The 19,845-nt window shown below is 48.1% G+C and carries 21 protein-coding genes; 14 read left to right on the top strand and 7 right to left on the bottom strand.

The features are described from left to right. The first annotated feature begins 4 nt into the window (after nt 1-4). The 5 genes from H650_RS22475 (at nt 5) to H650_RS22495 (ending at nt 5,444) form a co-directional block, all read left to right on the top strand. Nucleotides 5-1,309, top strand: a complete 1,305-nt coding sequence (locus H650_RS22475) for an ABC transporter permease (protein WP_020457296.1) — start codon at nt 5-7, stop codon at nt 1,307-1,309. Nucleotides 1,310-1,365: 56 nt separating this feature from the next. Continuing rightward, on the top strand, nt 1,366-2,103 hold the full coding sequence (locus H650_RS22480) for an outer membrane lipoprotein-sorting protein (RefSeq protein WP_044489826.1): 738 nt from the start codon (nt 1,366-1,368) through the stop codon (nt 2,101-2,103). Between the two features lie 80 nt (nt 2,104-2,183). Further along, complete coding sequence (locus H650_RS22485) at nt 2,184-3,488, top strand: hypothetical protein (protein ID WP_353609655.1); 1,305 nt, start codon at nt 2,184-2,186, stop codon at nt 3,486-3,488. Between the two features lie 11 nt (nt 3,489-3,499). Then, nucleotides 3,500-4,426: an ACP S-malonyltransferase gene (locus H650_RS22490; RefSeq protein WP_020457299.1), complete on the top strand. Its 927-nt coding sequence runs from the start codon at nt 3,500-3,502 to the stop codon at nt 4,424-4,426. 16 nt (nt 4,427-4,442) lie between these two features. Continuing rightward, entirely contained in the window at nt 4,443-5,444 is a 1,002-nt protein-coding gene (locus tag H650_RS22495) for a YcdU family protein (RefSeq protein WP_020457300.1), read from the top strand. Nucleotides 5,445-5,508: 64 nt separating this feature from the next. Here H650_RS22495 and H650_RS22500 read toward each other — a convergent pair whose 3' ends face one another. Further along, complete coding sequence (locus H650_RS22500; RefSeq protein WP_238328361.1) at nt 5,509-6,102, bottom strand: helix-turn-helix transcriptional regulator; 594 nt, start codon at nt 6,100-6,102, stop codon at nt 5,509-5,511. A gap of 390 nt (nt 6,103-6,492) precedes the next feature. On the opposite strand from H650_RS22500, the gene H650_RS22505 reads away from it, so the two are divergent. Together H650_RS22505 and H650_RS22510 are read left to right on the top strand one after the other, a co-directional pair. Then, nucleotides 6,493-7,875 (top strand): diguanylate cyclase, encoded by a 1,383-nt coding sequence (locus tag H650_RS22505; RefSeq protein WP_020457302.1) that lies wholly within the window; start codon nt 6,493-6,495, stop codon nt 7,873-7,875. Nucleotides 7,876-8,126: 251 nt separating this feature from the next. Then, nucleotides 8,127-8,861, top strand: coding sequence for a YnfC family lipoprotein (locus H650_RS22510; RefSeq protein WP_238328362.1), 735 nt, complete (start codon nt 8,127-8,129; stop codon nt 8,859-8,861). 56 nt (nt 8,862-8,917) lie between these two features. Here H650_RS22510 and H650_RS22515 read toward each other — a convergent pair whose 3' ends face one another. Then, nucleotides 8,918-9,700, bottom strand: coding sequence for an SDR family NAD(P)-dependent oxidoreductase (locus H650_RS22515; RefSeq protein ID WP_020457304.1), 783 nt, complete (start codon nt 9,698-9,700; stop codon nt 8,918-8,920). 133 nt (nt 9,701-9,833) lie between these two features. After that, on the bottom strand, nt 9,834-10,280 hold the full coding sequence (locus H650_RS22520) for a winged helix-turn-helix transcriptional regulator (RefSeq protein ID WP_020457305.1): 447 nt from the start codon (nt 10,278-10,280) through the stop codon (nt 9,834-9,836). Between the two features lie 152 nt (nt 10,281-10,432). On the opposite strand from H650_RS22520, the gene agp reads away from it, so the two are divergent. Next, nucleotides 10,433-11,671, top strand: coding sequence for a bifunctional glucose-1-phosphatase/inositol phosphatase (gene agp / locus H650_RS22525; protein WP_020457306.1), 1,239 nt, complete (start codon nt 10,433-10,435; stop codon nt 11,669-11,671). Between the two features lie 42 nt (nt 11,672-11,713). On the opposite strand, the gene H650_RS22530 is transcribed toward agp, so the two are convergent. Then, nucleotides 11,714-11,941, bottom strand: coding sequence for a YccJ family protein (locus H650_RS22530; protein WP_017456265.1), 228 nt, complete (start codon nt 11,939-11,941; stop codon nt 11,714-11,716). A 20-nt stretch (nt 11,942-11,961) separates the two neighbouring features. Next, nucleotides 11,962-12,558 (bottom strand): NAD(P)H:quinone oxidoreductase, encoded by a 597-nt coding sequence (wrbA, locus tag H650_RS22535; RefSeq protein ID WP_020457307.1) that lies wholly within the window; start codon nt 12,556-12,558, stop codon nt 11,962-11,964. A gap of 393 nt (nt 12,559-12,951) precedes the next feature. On the opposite strand from wrbA, the gene H650_RS22540 reads away from it, so the two are divergent. From H650_RS22540 to rutR, 3 genes are all read left to right on the top strand, one after another. Next, nucleotides 12,952-13,128 carry a con-10 family general stress protein gene (locus H650_RS22540; RefSeq protein ID WP_020457308.1) on the top strand — a complete coding sequence of 59 codons (177 nt, stop codon included), beginning with the start codon at nt 12,952-12,954 and terminating at the stop codon, nt 13,126-13,128. 131 nt (nt 13,129-13,259) lie between these two features. Continuing rightward, complete coding sequence (locus H650_RS22545; protein ID WP_020457309.1) at nt 13,260-14,180, top strand: DMT family transporter; 921 nt, start codon at nt 13,260-13,262, stop codon at nt 14,178-14,180. A 23-nt stretch (nt 14,181-14,203) separates the two neighbouring features. Then, nucleotides 14,204-14,842, top strand: a complete 639-nt coding sequence (rutR, locus tag H650_RS22550) for an HTH-type transcriptional regulator RutR (RefSeq protein ID WP_020457310.1) — start codon at nt 14,204-14,206, stop codon at nt 14,840-14,842. Here the strand turns inward: rutR and H650_RS22555 are convergent. Beyond that, nucleotides 14,839-15,234 carry a lysozyme inhibitor LprI family protein gene (locus H650_RS22555; RefSeq protein WP_020457311.1) on the bottom strand — a complete coding sequence of 132 codons (396 nt, stop codon included), beginning with the start codon at nt 15,232-15,234 and terminating at the stop codon, nt 14,839-14,841. The genes rutR and H650_RS22555 overlap by 4 nt on opposite strands. A gap of 63 nt (nt 15,235-15,297) precedes the next feature. Then, a complete protein-coding gene (locus H650_RS22560) occupies nt 15,298-15,849 on the bottom strand; it encodes a nucleotidyltransferase family protein (RefSeq protein ID WP_020457312.1) in 552 nt (183 codons plus the stop codon). A 422-nt stretch (nt 15,850-16,271) separates the two neighbouring features. Between H650_RS22560 and H650_RS22565 the strand changes: the two genes are divergently transcribed. The 3 genes from H650_RS22565 (at nt 16,272) to H650_RS22575 (ending at nt 19,844) form a co-directional block, all read left to right on the top strand. After that, nucleotides 16,272-17,255: an autoinducer 2 ABC transporter substrate-binding protein gene (locus H650_RS22565; protein ID WP_017456273.1), complete on the top strand. Its 984-nt coding sequence runs from the start codon at nt 16,272-16,274 to the stop codon at nt 17,253-17,255. Between the two features lie 107 nt (nt 17,256-17,362). Next, the gene (locus H650_RS22570) at nt 17,363-18,862 is read left to right on the top strand and encodes a sugar ABC transporter ATP-binding protein (protein WP_020457313.1); all 1,500 of its coding nucleotides are present in this window, start codon (nt 17,363-17,365) and stop codon (nt 18,860-18,862) included. Continuing rightward, nucleotides 18,855-19,844 (top strand): ABC transporter permease, encoded by a 990-nt coding sequence (locus tag H650_RS22575; protein WP_020457314.1) that lies wholly within the window; start codon nt 18,855-18,857, stop codon nt 19,842-19,844. The genes H650_RS22570 and H650_RS22575 overlap by 8 nt, the downstream gene beginning before the upstream one ends. Nucleotide 19,845 lies beyond the last annotated feature (1 nt).

Raw genomic sequence — 19,845 nt, forward strand, 5'->3', positions numbered from 1 at the left:
CTCCATGCATATGCCTTTAATGAATATAGCTGTTGTTGTGATAATCTGTTTTGTCCTTTATTGTCTGCTTTTTAAATTCAGGGATGCAAAGTTTTCTTTTTTGAATTTGTTCCGGCATAAAAAAAGAACACTTTCAACAATGATTGCCATAATGCTGGGTGGCGTGTCTATTTTTTTATATGGTGGGTTTATTGACTATTCTTTTTGGATTTTGAAGGAACAGACGATTCGAACAAATATCGGACACGTACAGATCTATAATCCAAAATATTTTGAGACATCTAATAAAAGCCGCAGCCTGATTGCAGATTATGCAAACCTGAAAAAAGAAATCCTCAGTGATCATGGGTTATCTGATGATATTTCAACTATTTCAGGACAACTGGAGTTTAGCGGCGTTGTATCACAATACGAAAATGAAACCTCCAGTTTTTTTTCAGGGTTTGGTGTGGAACCGTTGCCATCATTAAAGCTCGGTTCATTCGATAAAATTATTTCTGGGAGTGATTTATCGCGAGTGAAAACCAATGAAGTTACCCTCGGGGAAGGACTTGCCGCAACGCTAAATGCGAATTACGGTGACTGGCTTGATATAATGACAGTCAACACCCATGGTGGTCAGGGCGCACTTTCATTGAAATTACGTGGCATCTTTTCCTCAGGAATTAAAGATTATGATGATGTTGCGATGAAAATGCCTTTGGCGACAGCACAAAAATTGATGGGTACAGATGGTGTAAGTAAAGTATTAATCTTGCTTAAAAAAGACAATACAGATCTTTTTATTAAAAATTTACGGCATTTTATTGATGAACATCATTTGCCATTGATCGTTAAAAGTTGGAAGGATACTTCTATTTTTTATCAGCAAGTGGAGGGGTTACTCTCTGGTATTTATTTCTTCATTAAGCTTATCGTGGTCCTTATCGTAATATTTATGATCAGTAATGCGATGACGATGAATATTATAGAGCGTACACGAGAAATCACCACGCTACGGGCTATAGGTTTACAGCCATTTCATGTTTCGCGGTTATTCCTGCTGGAAGGCATATATATTGGGATCCTCGGTGCGATAGGTAGTCTTGCCATCGGCTTTATTCTAGCAGGTATCATTAATCTACATGGTATTGCCATGCCTCCCTCTCCCGGGCAAACGCAAGGTTATACTGCTTTCATTAAAATTAATAACGCCGGGTTGATATGGTTAACGTTTGTATTGCCTGTGCTAACCTCCTCGTTAGCGTCAATATTACCTGCGTTGCGAGCATCCCGGTTAAATATATCAGATGCATTTAAATTTTCTTAAGGCTGAATATGATTGGCACCGTTAGTCTTCGAACCATTATTGTGTCTGTTTTTTTTATGATGGCAAATGCCAGTGCGATAGCTGCGGTCGGTGCGCTGGATATTATTCGGCGAGCTGACGAAATTCGCTCACCCAATAAACCTTTTCGATATACCGTTACAGTGCTTGAGTACAAAAATGGTGTAGAAAAAGAAGAAAATAAACAGATCCTTGATATATCGATGCGATTTATGAAGCCTGAAAAAGGAATGCCGGCTGATGCTCGCTCATTAGCTCGGTTTATTTATCCGCCAAGGGATAAGGGTAATATCATGCTATCTGATTGGTATGATCTTTGGTTTTATACGCCAACCCTTCGACGACCTATACCTATATCGAGAGAACAAAGATTGGTCGGACAGATTTCAAATGGTGACGTAATCGTTACCAACTTTGAATATTCCTATAGCGCAACGCTGACGGGAGATAGGCCCTGCGGGGAATCGATCTGCTACGAACTCGTCTTACTGCGTAAATCGGATGCAGTGACATACCCAAAAATTATCTATCTGGTTGAAAAAGAAAATTATCACCCATATCAGGCATCTTATTATTCGATGGACGATAGACTGCTTAAAACAGTCCAGTACCAAAATTTTCAAATGGTACTGGGGGAAATGCGACCAATGAAAATCATTGTGCGAGATGCAAAGCATAGTAAAGGTTATTCTGTTATGGAGTACAGCGATGTCAGGTTCGAGTCTTTACCGGAATCTAACTTTACCCGGGAATATATCCAGCGAGGTGTTAAGTGAGTTGCCGCATAAATCTGGTGACTTTGTCATTAATATTGTTACCTGTTAGTCTCTCTGCAAATTGTCTTTCTGGTTCAGATATGCAAAAAAATGCTGATATCACGCTATCGTTACAAGGCTCTTATACAAAAAAGAAACCATCGATATGGAATATTGAAGGTAAGAACGCCTATGTAAAAGATAATGTTAATAATAGCGCAGGTGTGAAATTCAGCAGTGATTGTTCGCTTATTGAGGAACGACTTAATTTAGATCTGTCACTTTATGGATTAACTTATTATCCATGGCGAGCACCTGGTAGGTTTGATAAGGATAACCATCGTTCACGAATGCTACTGAATCAGGTTAAACTTACGTTTATAGCCTCTGACAACATTCGTCTGGAAGTCGGTAAGCTCAGAGATAAACTGGGTATTTTCTTTCTTAAATCGCCATCGGCTCTGCTAACTAATTACTATGCGGGATTCAAAAATGACCGCCTTTATACTCCGGCAATGAAATCGGTTTATGCTGAATCATTTTGGGGAGCGAGCCTTATTCATGATACAAGGGATTACGGTCTGGCTTTCACTGTCGCACCTCGATTAGCACGAATAAATAAGCGCTATGAGTCGTCAGGCAATTGGTCTGCTGATCAACGCTCTAATTCCAGTGAACGCTATCTGTTAAGTTATACAGAATATCGTCTTAAAAATCATACGCCGTCAATTAATGTGATGTCAGGAGAATCTCGCTCTGTTGCTTTAGCTGACAGCTTTAATTACACACCACAATGGATTATCAATGCCGAGATTGCCTTGCACTCATCCCAGCAATGGCGGCATTTTTCACAGCAAAGGGCTGCTGCGGTGCAAAATTACGCTTTCCCTTCTTCGCTCTATACCACCGAAAATAAACAGGGTATTGAGCTGGCGATAGGGGGGCAGTACACAACCGATAACTTTAGTTTGTTTGGCATGGAATACTACTTTCAAAGCGAAGGATATTCTGCACGTGAGTGGCACCAGCAAATGAATTTTGTCGATTACCTCAATACCAAAAATCAGTATGCTGTATTAGATCAGGTATTTGACGCGTATAAATACCTTATGGGGGCAGAAATTAGTAATGTTGCAAATAAAGGAAACCTACAGGGAAAACACTACATTAATGCGTATGCAAGTTTAGCTTTCAAAGGTGGCTCTAGCCTGCAACCTTATATCATTACTAATATGATGGATTACAGTTCGTTAGTAGGTGCGCACTACTCAACACCGCTTAATTATTTTGACGGCAAAGTGGAAGGTTATGCGGGTATGTTTTCAGCATTTGGCTCAAGAGATGCTGAATTCTCCCACTTTGGTAGAACGATTGGTTTTTATCTGGGGTTTGAATATCATTTATAAGGATATTATCTATGGATTTAAATAGGACTTCACAGCCTGTTGTTTTTCTTTTTGCTGGCCAGGGTAATCCTGTTATCGGTATGGGGGCAGATTTATGGAATATAAATCAAACAACATGTGCTATCTGGGATTGCGCCAGTGATATTTCGGGTATGGATATTAGGCGATTATGTCTAAAAGGACCAATGAATCGCTTGATACAGACTACGGTGCAACAAATTGCTGTAACCGCGATGAATATAACGCTCTACACCCTTTGTAAAGACAAACTTGGGGACATGCGCGTTACAGGTTCATGCGGGCATAGTGTCGGAGAATATAGCGCTCTTTATGCTGCCGGAGCAGTAACACTGGAAAATTTGTTCCGCCTGATCCATCTTCGTTCGCAGGTGATGGATGAGGTTAGTAAAAAATACAAAGGCTATATGTTGGCGGTAAAAGGCATAGATAATACCGCTCTCAGTCAGATGATTAATGAATCTGAGCTACCAATCGATATCAGTTGTGATAATAGCCACCGGCAGCAAGTGGTTGGCGGAACGATAGCTGCTCTTAATGAGTTCTCACGTCAGCTCCGTGCTGCTGGCCATGAGCCTGTGAAGCTTGGCGTAAGCGGTGCCTGGCACACGCGTTTGATGGCCGAAGGCGTACCCTTAATGCGCAAATATCTGTCTGACGCTGAAATTTGCCCACCCCAGCACGATGTCGTCATGAATGTGACGGGGAGGGCAGAAACTGAACCAGTAAAGATCAAAGAAAACCTCTCCTTGCATTTGACACATACTGTTAAATGGGCGGATTCCATGTCGCTTTTTTTAGGAAATAAAAAACCGACCTTATTTATCGAAATTAGCAATAAAGCTTATCTTGGGAAAGTATTAATGGATTTTGTAAACTTTAAACCTGAGATGACATTGCATTGCAGGGGATTATTTTAAATATAATGGTGCTATTGTGATTCCAGACTATCTCAAATTTATACGCATTCAGGACAAAAAAATACTGCCGTTTCTCTTCATTGTCGTTTTTATTATGATTGGTTTTTATTGGAAGAATAATGGCTATAAGTTTAATCAAAATGACACTTATTATCTCAGCGGTGTTATAGGTATTTTATTCTTTAACTCAATTTATGAACTTAAAGCTTTTTGGGCATACAAATGCGTTACAAAAGCAATTGACTTCTCTTTTTTTTCTGGGAGTAAACTTAGCAAAACAGAAGCATCGTTTTCTCACCCATTTATTGCCAGTATTTTATTTACTGTCGTTTTTTGGTTAATCATATGGAGCAGTTTTTTAGTTCATCCAGCAATGTATGTACTGATTCCTTTGCTGGCAATTTCACCGATTTTTATTTACGGTGTGTTTCGGAACTTAAGGACCAGTTATATTAAGCAGGTAGCAACAGCAGCGGTTGAAAAGGTGAAGTATAAACACCTTTATCGCTATATTTTTGCCTATCTTTTACTTGGTGTCGCTTTAAATTTGCTGACGATTTCGCCTTTGAAACATGAGGCGGATTTTTCGCAGCGGGCAGGCGTTTTCTCTGCCAGGGTAGTGATCGCAATGTTTATTGCGTGTTGTATTGTTTTGACGATGAATCTGCTTTTTACACGGTTGTCGAAACGTTATATCTTTCTCGGTAGGTTGTTTTTAAAAGAAATTGATTTTTACTTTTCAGTTTCATTGCCATGGCCTGCATTCTATGACAAACCTTTTTGGTTGAGAATTCTTCTGTTACTGCTCATAGAGTTTGTATGGATCATTTTCGTTAGTATGCTGCTGGCATGGTCCGGATGGCAACTCTGGTTTGAGATCTATTTTCTGATCTGTTTTTTACCTTGTATTGGCTTTAACTATTTGCACGTTTACGCGCTTTGGCATCGGGATTTTCTGATGGCGTGTGACATGTACTTCCGCTGGGGGACGATCGACAAACAGACTCATCTCTGGTGAGAGAAATAAACCGCCTGTAGCATCTATATCACTACAGGCGGTGATAATCTTTTGCTTGCATGTTTTAAAAGCTGTAATCCAGTTCTCTTATACTGGTAGGTGAGGTGAAAAAAGTTGATGATTCTTCAAGTAGTTTATCCCTTATCAGAAGTAGGTCACTTATTTTTTTTCCTCCCAATTTTTTGCACGCCTTGTTGCGGTAAGCGTAAACTCTTTTTGGCGGTATATTGAGTGTTTTAGCTATCAGGTGGATGTTTTTGCCTTTTAGTGATTCTTTGAGAATAATATTCTCGATATCGCTGAGGTCACTCTCTTTGATCGAAAGTTCTTTTTTCTTCTTTGCCACAACTCTAATAGCGCGACTTATTTCAAGAAGCGAGTCCCTGGATTTGATGACCAGATCAGCATCATTAATCACAATATCTCTCGCTGCACCTAAAATAACCAGTAATTTACAGACTTTATTAAGCGGTGAGATTGCTTTCGCATAGGTGCTGTTCTTTACATCCAGATGAAGGATTACGACGTCATCAGGTGTTAGTTGGTTAGTAAGAGAGGAATCTAACTCATGTGCAACTATGTCCCATCCCTTCGACTTGGCTAATGAAATAATTCCATTCTGGAAATAAACATCGTCACTGATCGTATAAATCTTCATGTGTTTGCTCGATATCATATTGAATAATTCGGGAGATAATTCCTGGATTATAGGTAGTCAGGAGAGGAACCTGTAATTAAATAATCTTAAATAAGACCTTGTAATAAGATAAGGTTAGTTACAGGGTGGATTGTAATTGCGTATTTGCAGTCTATACTTCTTGGGTGCATTACTTGATTTTGTTGTTTTAAATGATTGAGATGTTAGTGATGCATTTCAGGTAATGTTTATTTTTTTATCTTGTCGATCGTTTTTTTCTTGGCATATTATTTCGTTTTTTAAAAAAGACTGGAGAACATTCAACGTTTGTTGTGAGTTTCCGGCTTGCGATATTCAGCACACTGATGAGGGCAAGCAGAGAGCGCGTTAACTATCGTAAGGGTTTAAGTAATGGAAAATTATCTTAAATTGATTAAAAGCGAGTGGACTCATCTCATTGATAAAACAGATGAACGTATTCGTTTTTTAGTCGCAGAAGTTGGCAAAACGCATGCGCATATTCTGAGCCAGGAATTCTACCGTATCGTTCTGATTGACCCTCATGCGGAGGAGTTCCTTTCCAATGATCAAGTAGAAAGACGCCTTAAAAGTGCGCTGGAGACGTGGATTATCGATGTGTTGACTTGCCAGGTTGATGATATCGATAAGGTTATCGCCGTTCAGCAACACGTTGCTTCCATTCATGCGCGCATTGGTATTTCGGTTGAAATCGTCGAAATGGGCTTCCGGGTTCTTAAAAAAATACTCTTTCCGGTGATCAATTCGTCAACTCACAGCCCAGCAGAGAAACTTGAAGTTTACCATTACGCCATTAACAGTATTGATCTTGCCATGGAAGTGATGTCACGAGCTTTTACCTTTACTGAACACAATTCTGCGAAAGAAGATGAGAATTATCGCATTTTCACTTTGCTTGAGAACGCAGAAGAAGAGAAGGAACGTCAGACTGCTGCGTTGCTAAGCTGGGAAATTGATCTTATCTACAAAATCATTTTGGATGCTGATTTGGGTAATAGCCTGACTTTCAGTCAGTCAGACTTTGGCCTGTGGTTTAACCATAAAGGCCGCCACTATTTTAGCGGTATTGCCGAAGTGGGACATATCTCACGCCTCATTCAGGACCTGGATGAAGTATTCCGCAATACGCGTAATACACCCAGAGCATTAAGTAACCGAACACTGCGCATAAAATTTTTAATTCAAATAAGAAACACCGTTTCGCAGATTATTACCATGTTACGTGAATTGTTTGAGGAAGTTTCCCGGCATGAAGTCGGAATGGATGTGCTAACTAAACTTCTTAATCGACGCTTCTTGCCGACGATATTTAAACGCGAAATTGCACATGCCAAGCGCATGAATACACCGTTGTCTGTATTAATTATTGACGTTGATAAGTTTAAACAGATTAACGATACATGGGGGCATCATACTGGCGATGAGATTTTACGCAAAGTCTCCAGCGCTTTCTATGATAATGTGCGCAGCAGTGATTATGTTTTTCGTTACGGTGGCGATGAGTTTGTCATTATTTTAACCGAGGCGACGGAGTTTGATACTTTGCGTATTGCTGAGCGCATCCGTAGCCGTGTTGAAAAGATCACGGTTGTTTCGCCTTCTGGGGATAATATTGCATTGTCTCTTTCTATCGGGGCGGCAATGTATAGTGGTCACCCTGATTACGAACGCTTAATTCAGGTCGCTGATGAGGCGCTCTATATTGCAAAAAATAAGGGTCGCAATCGCGTCGAATTATGGAAAGAGCCTGGTTGAATTGTCCGGATGAATTGGCGGTATATTATTTTACGCGTTTAGCGCTTCTTTTCGTTTTTTACGAAAAGGTGACGAGGTGTAATTAATCTGTGCTGCCGTACCTGGAGCAGGAATGTTTTTGACGATCATCAACATGCGCGGACATATTAACCGCTTTTTAGCCACTCTGGCTTTTTTGCCTTCAGGTTTTCCTCTTTCTGGTCTTGCTGAATCATCCGCATTTGTTACTCTTTTCACTTTCATGTCAAAGGATGGCAGAAGTGAAAATTTGCTCTTATTTGTTGGCCCTCTCGCTTGGGTTCACCACCACGGTAGCCTGCGCGCAGCAAACCTATATTCCGGTACTGTTAAATTTGTCGACACTGCTTGATTTCAACCCGATCAAAGGACATGTCAAAACCATCGATTCCACTGGAACCGATGATAAAGGCAACGAGGTTTATACGCTCCATGTGGCGTTATCTGCCGAGGGCTGCGTACATGCGTTACGTCGCGATGGTAAGTCCGATAACAGCCATATGAATTTGGTCCATGAAGGAAAAGCGTTAAAAGGGACATTTAATGGCAAACCTGTCGCTTTTGGGCTGGATGAAAAATGTAATTTAATGAGTCGTGATGATAGTGAGGGGCATCTTGATTATAAAACCAATGCGCAAGGCCTGCTGGGCGAGACAATGCTGCGGACACTAAAAATTGCCGATCATTTCTACGACACTGATGGCAATATCAAAAAGGTGCAATATTACTCTGGCGATCTCGTCGCCTCCTCAACCAGCATTCACTACCCTGATAGCGTCAATAAACCGCTTGATTATACGATGGTCAATGAATCTGCGCTTGATGCCCGGTTTAATTTTACTGCGGTAAGTGAATGCCAGTACGACGAAAGGCTAGTTCCGGTTCTTTGTCACTTCAATGTCACCCCGGAAAACTCCGGGGATGCGGAGACGCATATGACGATCGCCATCCGCGCGAGTTTTTACTGAGTAATAAAGCGGAGCCAGCCAGTGGCTCCACTTTATTTACCAACTACCGGTATATGTTAATCGCGCGCGTAGCGTGAGGCAGGTTTACCATTGCGCGAAGCGCTAAACAGCGCCAGCCGCGCTGCTTCCCAGTTATCCCACAGTTGTAAATCCTCGACTGGCGGAATCGTAACCAGTTCTCCCTGGTCAAGACCTGCCAGTGCCGCATCGACCAATTCTTCGCTGGTCATTACCGAGCCTTCGGGTAGCGCATCAAGTGTAATACCGGAATGCCCCCAAATTTCGGTCGCGGTCGCGGCTGGCAGTACGGCCTGAATGCGAACATTACTTCCAGCAAACTCCTCCTGCAAACCACGGGTGAAATTAAGCACCCAGGCTTTCGTCGCGCTGTAGACCGCGCTGCCTGCACGAGCATGGAAAGCAACGACTGAAGCAATATTAATAATGGTTCCTTGGTTGTTTTCCACAAAACGCGGTAACGCTGCCAGTGTCAGACGCATTAGCGCCGTGGTATTCAGCGTGTTGATGGCTTCATGTTGATCGGCACCGCTGCTGAGGATAGGGGCAAGATTGGCTGCACCGGCATTGTTCACCAGCAGACTTATCGTCGTATCGTCACGTAAAACCGTTTCAACCTGCTCGATTCCTTCAGCCTTGCTGAGATCGGCAACCAGTGTGCTGATTTTTACGCCATGGCGATGCTGCAAATCGTCGGCAAGTGCTTGTAAGCGATCGCCGCGACGCGCAACCAGCAGCAAGTCGTAACCACGGGCCGCAAGACGATCGGCATAGATGGCGCCAATCCCTGAAGAGGCGCCGGTAATCAGGGCAGTTGTCATTTTCTCTTACCTCGTTGTTAAATGGTTTTATCATAAAACTAAATTGAGCTTCCGATATTTGGTTTTATAATGCAACCAAATGAGGCGACAAAAAGTGCGGTTTTATAATTGTTTGAGGTAACAGACTGAATTGTCAGAGTTTGGCAGTTCGCAGCCGCACGTCCTCTGGCTGCAACTCACGGCCATCCTCGGCGCGCAGAGCCAGTTTTTGTAATGGCCGATGCGTTTGGCTATCGACCAGCACGCTGGCGGGCTCATCCTGCCCGAACAACCACTCCTGTCCCCATTGGGAAAGAGCGACAAGCACCGTTTGCAGGGAACGGCCTTTTTCCGTCAACACATACTCCTGCCAGGCGCTGCCGTCAGAGGCTGGTTGCGTGCGCAAAATCCCTTCATCCACCAGCAGCTTAAGACGTGCAGTCAGCATGTTTTTGGCAATACCCAGGTTTTTCTGGAATTCGCCAAACCGCGTCACGCCTGCTAGTGCATCACGCACAATGAGTAACGACCACCAGTCGCCAATAATATTCAGTGAACGAGCAACAGGGCAGAAAGTTTCTTCAAAGCGGGTACGTTTCATCGCGGTTCTCCGGTTAGCGGTTTAATTATAAAACCACTTCGCGCGGCTTCACACCGCTTTTTGCGCCAGTGCACACTCCGCAGATCTTATGCGCGTGAGTTGTCATGAATGTGTCACAATCTAATTTCGGGTAGAAAAATAAGGAAAGCATAATGAAAACGGTTTTTTGGCTTAGCGCACTTGCCGCCACCATGGCACTCCCCGCCGCGATGGCGCAAACGGCACCACAGGGTTATCAGTTACAACAAGTGTTGATCATGAGTCGTCATAACTTACGTGCACCGCTGGCGAATAATGGCAGCGTGCTGGAGCAATCAACACCCAACAAATGGCCTGAGTGGGATGTGCCCGGCGGGGAGCTGACCACCAAAGGCGGCGTGCTGGAAGTGTATATGGGGCACTATATGCGCGAATGGCTCGCGGAGCAGAATCTCATTGCGACGGGGGAGTGTCCGTCACCAGAAAGTATTTACGCCTGGGCTAACAGTCTGCAACGCACTGTCGCGACGGCGCAGTTCTTTATCAATGGCGCATTTCCTGGCTGTGATGTCCCGGTACATCACCAGGAAAAGATGGGCACCATGGATCCGACCTTTAATCCGGTGATCACGGACGAGTCTGCCGCGTTTGGCCAGCAGGCGGTAAAAGCGATGGAAACTCAGCGCCAGCACTATGCGCTGGCAGAGAGCTATAAACTGCTGGAAAAAATCACCCGCTATCAGCAGTCACCGGCCTGTAAAGAGAAACAACAATGCTCACTGGCAGATAGCACCGATACCTTCAGCGCGAAATATCAGCAGGAGCCGGGTGTGTCCGGGCCACTGAAAGTGGGGAACTCGCTGGTGGATGCGTTCACCTTGCAGTACTACGAAGGGTTCCCTATGGACCAGGTGGCGTGGGGCGAAATCAAAACCGATCAGCAATGGAATATTTTGTCGAAGCTGAAAAATAGCTACCAGGATACCTTGTTCACCTCGCCGGAAGTGGCGCGTAACGTGGCAAAACCGCTGGTGAAATACATCGACAAAACGCTGGTGGAAGAGGCTGGCCGGGCGCCAAAACTGACCCTGCTGGTGGGGCATGACTCCAACATCGCCTCGTTGCTCACGGCGCTCGATTTCAAACCTTATCAACTGCATGACCAGAACGAACGCACGCCGATTGGTGGGAAGATCGTTTTCCAGCGCTGGCATGACACGGCGGGTAATCGCGATCTGATGAAGATTGAATATGTTTATCAGAGCCGCGATCAGCTGCGCAAAGCCGAAGCATTAACCCTGAAATCCCCGGCACAGCGTGTCACGCTGGCCTTAAACGGCTGCCCGGTAGATAAAGAAGGGTTCTGTCCGATTGATAAGTTCAACGCGGTAATGCGCGACGCGGCGAAATAAGCGAAACGAAGTGCTCCCCCGCGATAGCGGGGGAGCCGGATGCTACACATTTTGCCGTTCTATGGTTTGTTCGCCCCAGAAAAGAGAATCTTTATCGGTTTTTTCAAAGGCGCGTAGCAACACTTCATCGCTGCCTTCCTCCCAGATTTTCTCTGCCAGCTTTTCGTCATAATCGGCGAGTTCGAAGATCGCCTCGGCAATTTCCGGCGACGTATTACGTAAACTTGCCCATTCACCAACGCGATGGGCTTTTGCTTCTTGAGTTGGCATCTCTCTCCTCCTGTGGAAGGTTAACCGTTGAGTTTTACTGCCAGGCCCGCAACGTATTCGCCCTGATAACGGGCAATTGCCAGCTCTTCATCACTGGGCTGTCGGGAACCGTCGGCACCGGCAATGGTTGTTGCGCCATAAGGTGTGCCTCCGCGAACCTGCGTAATATCGAACAACTCCTGGGCAGCGTAGCCAATCGGCACAATCACCATCCCATGATGTGCAAGGGTAGTCCAGGTTGAGGAGATTGTATGTTCCTGGCCGCCGCCGGTGCCGGTGGAGCTGAAGACGCTCGCCAGCTTGCCGTACAACGCGCCCGAGGCCCACAACCCACCAGTCTGATCAAGGAACGTTCGCATCTGTCCGGACATATTGCCGAAGCGTGTGGGAGTACCAAAAATGATGGCGTCGTAGTCAGCCAACTCTTGCGGCGTGGCGACTGGCGCATTTTGCGTCTTACCGCCTGATTTCAAAAATAATTCTGCCGGCATGGTTTCCGGTACGCGTTTGATGACCACATCCGCGCCATTCACTTTTTGCGCACCTTCGGCAACGGCATGCGCCATCGTTTCAATATGTCCATACATTGAATAATAAAGCACCAATACTTTGGCCATTTGCCTCACTCCTTATTTGATGATTTACGGCAGCAGATCGCTGCGTTCTTTTTAAGCGTATGACGTGATAGCCAGAGTGCAAATGAGAGCGCCATTTCTTTGATAAATAACAATTTATAAAATAAAAATCTGGCACTTACAATTTGTCACATATAAACGCGACAGATTTTTGGCGAGTTAAGAGGAAGTTATCGGTTTCGCTTAGGGAAGGAGGGCTATTGGCAGCGCAAGCTGTTGCAGAATATTACCATTCACTGGCTGAATACTTTCCTTCCACTAAGCTTAGTTCCACACGGCGCAGATAAAGGCTCTGCCTTTGCACCGTGCGGTGAAAGAATCCTCTTTTACTGAACGCAGTATGATGTCTGATATTTCACTCATCTGGAGGTAAGCATGGCAAACCATCGTGGTGGATCAGGTAACTTTGCTGAAGACCGTGAAAGAGCATCAGCAGCAGGCCGTAAAGGTGGCCAGCAGAGCGGGGGGAATTTCAAAAACGATCCCCAGCGCGCCTCAGAAGCCGGTAAAAAAGGGGGCAAAAATAGCCATGGTAGCCGCAACAGCAGCTAACAATGGCGGCTGACAGCTCTGACCGGTTGTCAACCACGCCCGCCGCCGGGGAGACCCGGCGGTTTTTTTATTCTTGCACCGTCTGCGAAGCCAACGCACACTAGCGTTTTTCCCCTGTTGCCGGTTGTGATATGTCTCTCTCCCGTTACGCCTTCTCCGTAAAGCCTCAGGAAGCGCTGCTGATCCTTATCACCATGTTCTGGGGTGGTACGTTTCTCGCCGTGCAATACGCCGTAACGATGAGCGGGCCGTTTTTCTTCGTTGGCCTGCGCTTTGCCACTGCCGCGCTGGCGGTGGGTATGCTCTCTGTCAATATTCTGCGTGGTTTAACCTGGCTTGAAGTGAAGGCGGGAGTCGTCATCGGCGTTGCTATCGCGCTGGGTTACAGTCTGCAAACCTGGGGGCTTCAGTCTATTTCCAGCAGCAAATCCGCCTTTATTACCGCCATGTATGTGCCTCTGGTGCCGCTATTACAGTGGCTGTGCCTGGGGCGGTTGCCGGGATTCATGTCCTGTGTTGGCATTGCGCTGGCGTTTACCGGCTTGCTGTTGCTCGCCGGGCCGGATGGGAACATGCTGGCGCTCGGTGAGGGGGAAATAATTACTCTTGCCAGCGCGCTGGCGATTGCCGCCGAAATTATTCTGATCAGTGCCTGGGCCGGAAAAGTCGATGTTCGCCGGGTGACTGTGGTGCAGTTGCTCACCGCATCGCTGGTGTCTTTTACCGCCATGGTGCCTGCCGGAGAAACCATACCGCCACTGACAACAAGTTTGTTACTGGTCGCGCTGGGATTGGGTATTTTTAGCGCCATTATCCAGGTGGTAATGAACTGGGCGCAGCGCAGCGTGTCGCCAACCCGCGCCACGGTTATTTATACTGGCGAGCCAGTGTGGGCCGGAATTTTTGGTCGCATTGCTGGCGAGCGCTTACCGCTGTTAGCACTTTTGGGCGGCGCGTTGATTGTGCTTGGCGTGCTGGTGAGTGAGCTGAAGCTGAAAAAGAAAAAAACACCTACTGCCGCCGCAGCAACTGAGGCAGAGCAGGAGTCGTGATAGTGAAGGAGAAGGAGTGAGTGATGGCACAGGATGCAGCGAGTGGCGCGGGCAAACGCAAGCGCGCGGTGAGTGAAAAGCGGCAGGCGATTTTAACCGCAGCACTGGAGCTCTTTTCCCGGCTTGGTTTTCATGGCGCGCGCCTCGAACAGGTAGCGGAGCTGGCTGGCGTATCGAAGACCAATTTGCTCTATTACTACCCGTCGAAAGAGGCGCTTTATATCGCCGTGTTGCGCCAGATCCTCGATATCTGGTTAGCGCCGCTGAAAGCGTTTCGCGAGGATTTCGCACCGCTGGCGGCTATTCGCGAATACATCCGTTTAAAGATGGAAGTTTCGCGCGACCATCCCCAGGCATCAAAACTGTTTTGCCAGGAGATGCTCCAGGGCGCGCCGCTGCTGAAAGCGGAACTGACCGGCAGTTTGAAAACATTAATTGACGATAAATCGGCGATTATTGCGGGCTGGGTAGCCAGCGGCAAACTCGCCGCTGTCGACCCGCATCATCTTATCTTTATGATTTGGGCCTCAACGCAGCATTACGCCGATTTCGCAACCCAGGTGGAAGCGGTCACCGGCTCGACCCTGCAGGATGAGGCTTTCTTTCAGCGCGCGGTGGAAAACGTTCAGCATATGATCATCGAAGGCATCCGCGTGCGTTAATGGCCCGGCGGTAATGGGCAGCTCAGATCACCTTCGCCACATTGCAGCAGCGATGCCAGCCAGGCTTCACGTTCGTTGGTTTTATCTGTCAGGCACTGGTTTTGCACCATCGGCTGGGCGCTGCCGCCCTCCACGCCAGAACTGACAAACGCGCAGTCGCTGTCGCGCAGGGTTATCCAGCCCTGCTGCGCTTTTTTCAGCATCGCCGCTTGCGGCGGCGTCGCGCGTTTAAGCGCGGCCTGGAAGGTTTGATTAAGTTTCTTATCCGCGGCCTGGTATTGACCAGCGGTACAGCTGTTGAGCTGAGATTGTGTGGAGGCGTTATCGCACTCATCGGCCAGAACCGGGCTGCTGAGTAACAGCGCCGCCAGCGCCAGCATACGCGTTTTCATCACTTCCCCTTATTTCGCAAGGCGTTGAACCAGCGCTTTTATTAACATAGCCCTTCGCGAAAGTCACCCGCACAGCTGGAGTTTTGGATAGCGTGTCAGCCAGCGTTTTTCATCAACACGCTGGTCGAAAAGGTGCCGCTTCTCGTGCTGAAAACGGGGTGTCGGTTGCAGACGCAAGCAGAATAAATCCGCCAGCCCAAAAGGGGCGATAATCGCGAGGCGATCCTCTTTGTCTAAACGTACCGCGACGGCTGTCGCCGTTTCCGGCCAGTGCCACAGGGCTTCGTCAAGCGAGGCGTACGGCGCATCGCCATTACGCGTGTGCATACGCGCCTGATTTTTGACCGACCAGGCAACATCACCCGAGCGCAGACGCAACTGTGCCTCCAGCCCGGCATCGCGTTCAGCGCGCGTGTCCGCAGGCTCATGCCAGATAACATCCACATCTGCGGTATGCGGTCGCGGCGTAAAACCGTGCAATTGATCCCAAACTGCATCGCGTATAAATCCGGCACCAGTCCAGCACCCTTCGTGCGTTGCCTGCACCATTGCCAGTACCGCCATTCGCTGTGAATCGGCACGAAGCAGTGCTTCCAGTTCAGCCGCATAGCGCATCGTGACACTCCGTTATTCATTAAGCCACAGGGAATACAAGGTTATCGCCACTGCTGGCGGGTGAGTATCGTTTTACGCTGAAAATGTTGCTATTGGCGTTGTTGCCTTGCTCGTTTCAGTTCTCAATTTTAAAAATTTCTGGCGGCTGAGATGCGGTTTTGCCATGTAAAAACATCTGCCACAAAGCTGGAAATGAAAATGTATTGTTAATGATATGTTTATTTATAGGTTAAATTTAACACTGTTTGCGCTTTTATTGGAGGATCCTCGTGCATTTTTAACTCAAAATTAACAATAATAGATCGTTAATTTAACTTATTTGGGCGTATATCACATTTTTAAAATTAGCAGTGTTTTGCCTCTTCCCTTCGTTGCTAACCTCCCTTCCGCGACTTTCCTCTGTCCTCAAGAAAGGTACAACTATGAAATTCAAACTCGCATTACTCAGCGCAGCCCTCATTTCTGCCAGCATGGTTTCCGGCCAGGCGTTTGCGGCACAAAAATATGAGATCGCGGTGGTTGCCAAAGTTACCGGTATTCCATGGTTTAACCGCATGGAAACCGGGGTCAACGAAGCGGCGAAAAAACTGGACGTCAATGCGTACCAGACCGGGCCATCAACGCCGGATCCGGCGCAGCAAGTGAAAGTGATTGAAGATCTGATCGCCAAAAACGTCAACGCCATCATCGTGGTGCCGAACGATGCGAAGGTGCTGGAGCCGGTGCTGAAAAAGGCCCGTGACAAAGGCATTGTGGTACTGACGCATGAATCGCCGGATCAGCAAATTGGTCAGTGGGATATCGAAACCATCGACAGCGAAAAATATGCGCAGGCCAACGTCGATGAACTGGCAAAAGATATGGGCGGTAAAGGCGGTTACGCCATTTATGTCGGCTCGCTGACGGTGCCGCTGCACAATGCCTGGGCTGACTACGCGATCAAATATCAAAAAGAGAAATACCCGGATATGTTCGAAGTGACCTCGCGTTTGCCGGTTGCCGAAAGCATCGACAAATCCTATGCCACCACCCTCGATTTAATGAAAACCTACCCGCAAATGAAAGGGGTGATTGGCTTTGGTTCGCTGGGGCCGATTGGCGCCGGGCAAGCCGTACAGAAGAAACGTGCAAAAGACAAACTGGCAGTAGTGGGCATCGCGATGCCGGGCCAGGCCGCGCCGTATCTGATGCGTGGCGACATCAAAAAAGCGCTGCTGTGGGATCCGCGTGACGCCGGTTTCGCGCTGGTGACCGTCGCCGATCAGTTGCTGCAAGGAAAAGAAGTGACGCCCGATCTGACTATCGATGGGTTGGGCAAAGCCGATGTTGATATGAATAAGAAAGTGATCCGTTTTAATAAGATCCTCGAAGTGACCAAAGATAACGCACAATCACTCGGTTTCTGAGCCTTTCAGGCCACACCAGGGAACCGGAATGCCGGCCGTCAGGCCGGCCTCTTCCGCCGCAGATTTTAACCTCGCGCCCATCCCGGGCGCTGGCAGAGGTATTGTCGATGACCGACACCACCGCATTTATCACTCTTGAGAATATCAGCAAGCGATTCCCGGGCGTGCTGGCGCTGGATAATGTGAATTTAAGGCTGGAGAAAGGCGAAGTTCACTGTCTGGCGGGGCAAAACGGCTGCGGAAAGAGCACTATCATCAAAGTTATCTCCGGTGTTTATCACCCGGAAAAGGGCGCTAACATCGCGCTCGACGGCAAGCTTTTTCACCAGCTCACGCCGCAGCTTTCAGCGCACTACGGGATTCAGGTTATCTACCAGGATCTGTCGCTGTTTCCTAATTTTAGCGTGGCGGAAAATATCGCCATTCACCGCTACCTCCCCGGAGGCGATATCTGGGTGCGTCGTCGCGCGATGCGAACCCAGGCGCTGGCGGCGATGGCGCGCATTGGCGTGCGCCTCGATCCGGATAAAAAAGTAGAAAAACTCTCTATTGCCGACCGCCAGTTGGTGGCGATTTGCCGCGCGATTGCCGCCGATGCCCGGCTGGTAATTATGGATGAACCCACCGCGTCGCTTACCCGCCAGGAAGTGAATGGCTTGCTGCGCGTGGTCAATGAACTGAAAGCCGCTGGTATTTGCGTGGTGTTTGTCAGCCACCGTCTGGATGAAGTGATGGAAGTGGCCGATCGTATCAGCGTGATGCGCGACGGCAAATTGATTGGTACCTGGCCGGCAAGCGAACTGGATAGCCACGAGCTGGCGTATCTGATGACCGGCCAGCGTTTTAACTATAGTCCGCTGCCGGAAAAACCACCGGTGGATCAATTGCCCATGCTGGAACTGCGTCACCTTAGCCGCAAAGGCAAATATCGCGATATCAATCTGGCGCTGCGCAGCGGCGAAATCGTGTCGATTGTTGGCCTTTTAGGCGCCGGGCGTACCGAACTGTGCATGAGTCTGTTTGGTATGACCAAACCGGAAGATGGCGAGATCCGCATCAATGGCACGCCGGTGAAACTGCGTAACAACCATGACGCGATTCGTCACGGCATTGGTTATGTGTCGGAAGACCGGCTGACGCAGGGGCTGATCATGGAACAGTCGATTTATGACAACACCATCGTCACGGTGTTCGACAAGCTGCACACGCGCAGCGGGTTGCTTGATCACGCGAAAGCCGGGCAACTGGTGGCCGATCTGATTCGCGAGCTGAATATCAAAGTCTCCGATGCACAGTTGCCGGTGAAAACGCTCTCCGGCGGCAACGCGCAGCGTATCGCCATCGCTAAATGGGTTGCCACGCAGCCGCGCATTCTGATCCTTGATTCGCCCACGGTTGGCGTAGACATCGCCAACAAAGAGGGCATTTACCAGATTGCCCGCCAGCTGGCGGAGCAGGGGATGGCGGTGCTGATGATTTGTGACGAAATCCCGGAGGCTTACTACAACAGCCATCGCGTGCTGGTGATGCGTCAGGGAGAACTGGTGGCTGAATTTAATCCGCACCATTGCACAGAGCAGGAAATTGCCGGGGTGGTCAATGCGTAACACGTCCTTTTCCCGCCTTGTCGGGCAACATGAATTCTGGCTGGGGCTGTTGGTGATCGCGCTGGCGATATTTCTCAGCGTGCGGACCGATGAGTTTCTCTCCCTCGGCAACCTGACAGATGTCGCCACCAGCTACGCCATCCTCGGGATTCTGGCCTGCGGGCTTTTTGTGGTGCTGATTTCCGGCGGCATCGACATTTCGTTTCCGGCGATGACCGCCATTGCCCAATACGCCATGGCCAGTTGGGTGATTGCCCACGGTGGTAATTTCGCGCTGGCGTTAGGGCTGTCGATGGCGGTCGGGCTGCTGCTGGGCCTGGTCAACGGCTTCCTGGTCTACTGGCTGCGCGTGCCTGCCATCATCATTACCATTGCCACGCTGAATGTTTACTACGGCCTGCTGGTGTATGCCACCAAAGGAACGTGGCTGTACGGTTTCCCGGACTGGTTTATGAACGGCATCAACTGGTTCTCGTTCACCGCCGCCGATGGTTACGACTATGGACTGACGCTGCCGCTGCTGTGTCTGGGCTCGACCATCATTCTGACTGCCGTGTTAATGAACTACACCCGGCTGGGCCGCCAGATTTATGCCATGGGCGGCAACCGTGATGCCGCGTCACGCCTTGGGTTGAATCTGCTGAAGCTGCACTTCTACGTCTACGGTTTTATGGGCATTCTCGCCGGTGTTGCGGCCGTAGTGCAGGCGCAAATTACCCAGTCTGTTGCGCCCAACTCGCTGCTGGGGTTTGAGCTGACGGTACTGGCGGCGGTGGTGCTTGGCGGCACCAGCATGTCCGGTGGGCGCGGTACGCTGACCGGTACGCTACTGGGCGTTGTGCTGCTGGCCTTCCTGCAGAATGGCTTAACGCTGCTGGGCGTATCCTCTTACTGGCACACGGTGTTTAGCGGCGCGATTATTCTGGTGAGTATTAGCGCCACCGCGTGGAACGAAAAACGCAAACTTGCGAGGGAGTTATAAG

The organism is Enterobacter sp. R4-368, from assembly GCF_000410515.1.
Taxonomy (GTDB): domain Bacteria; phylum Pseudomonadota; class Gammaproteobacteria; order Enterobacterales; family Enterobacteriaceae; genus Kosakonia.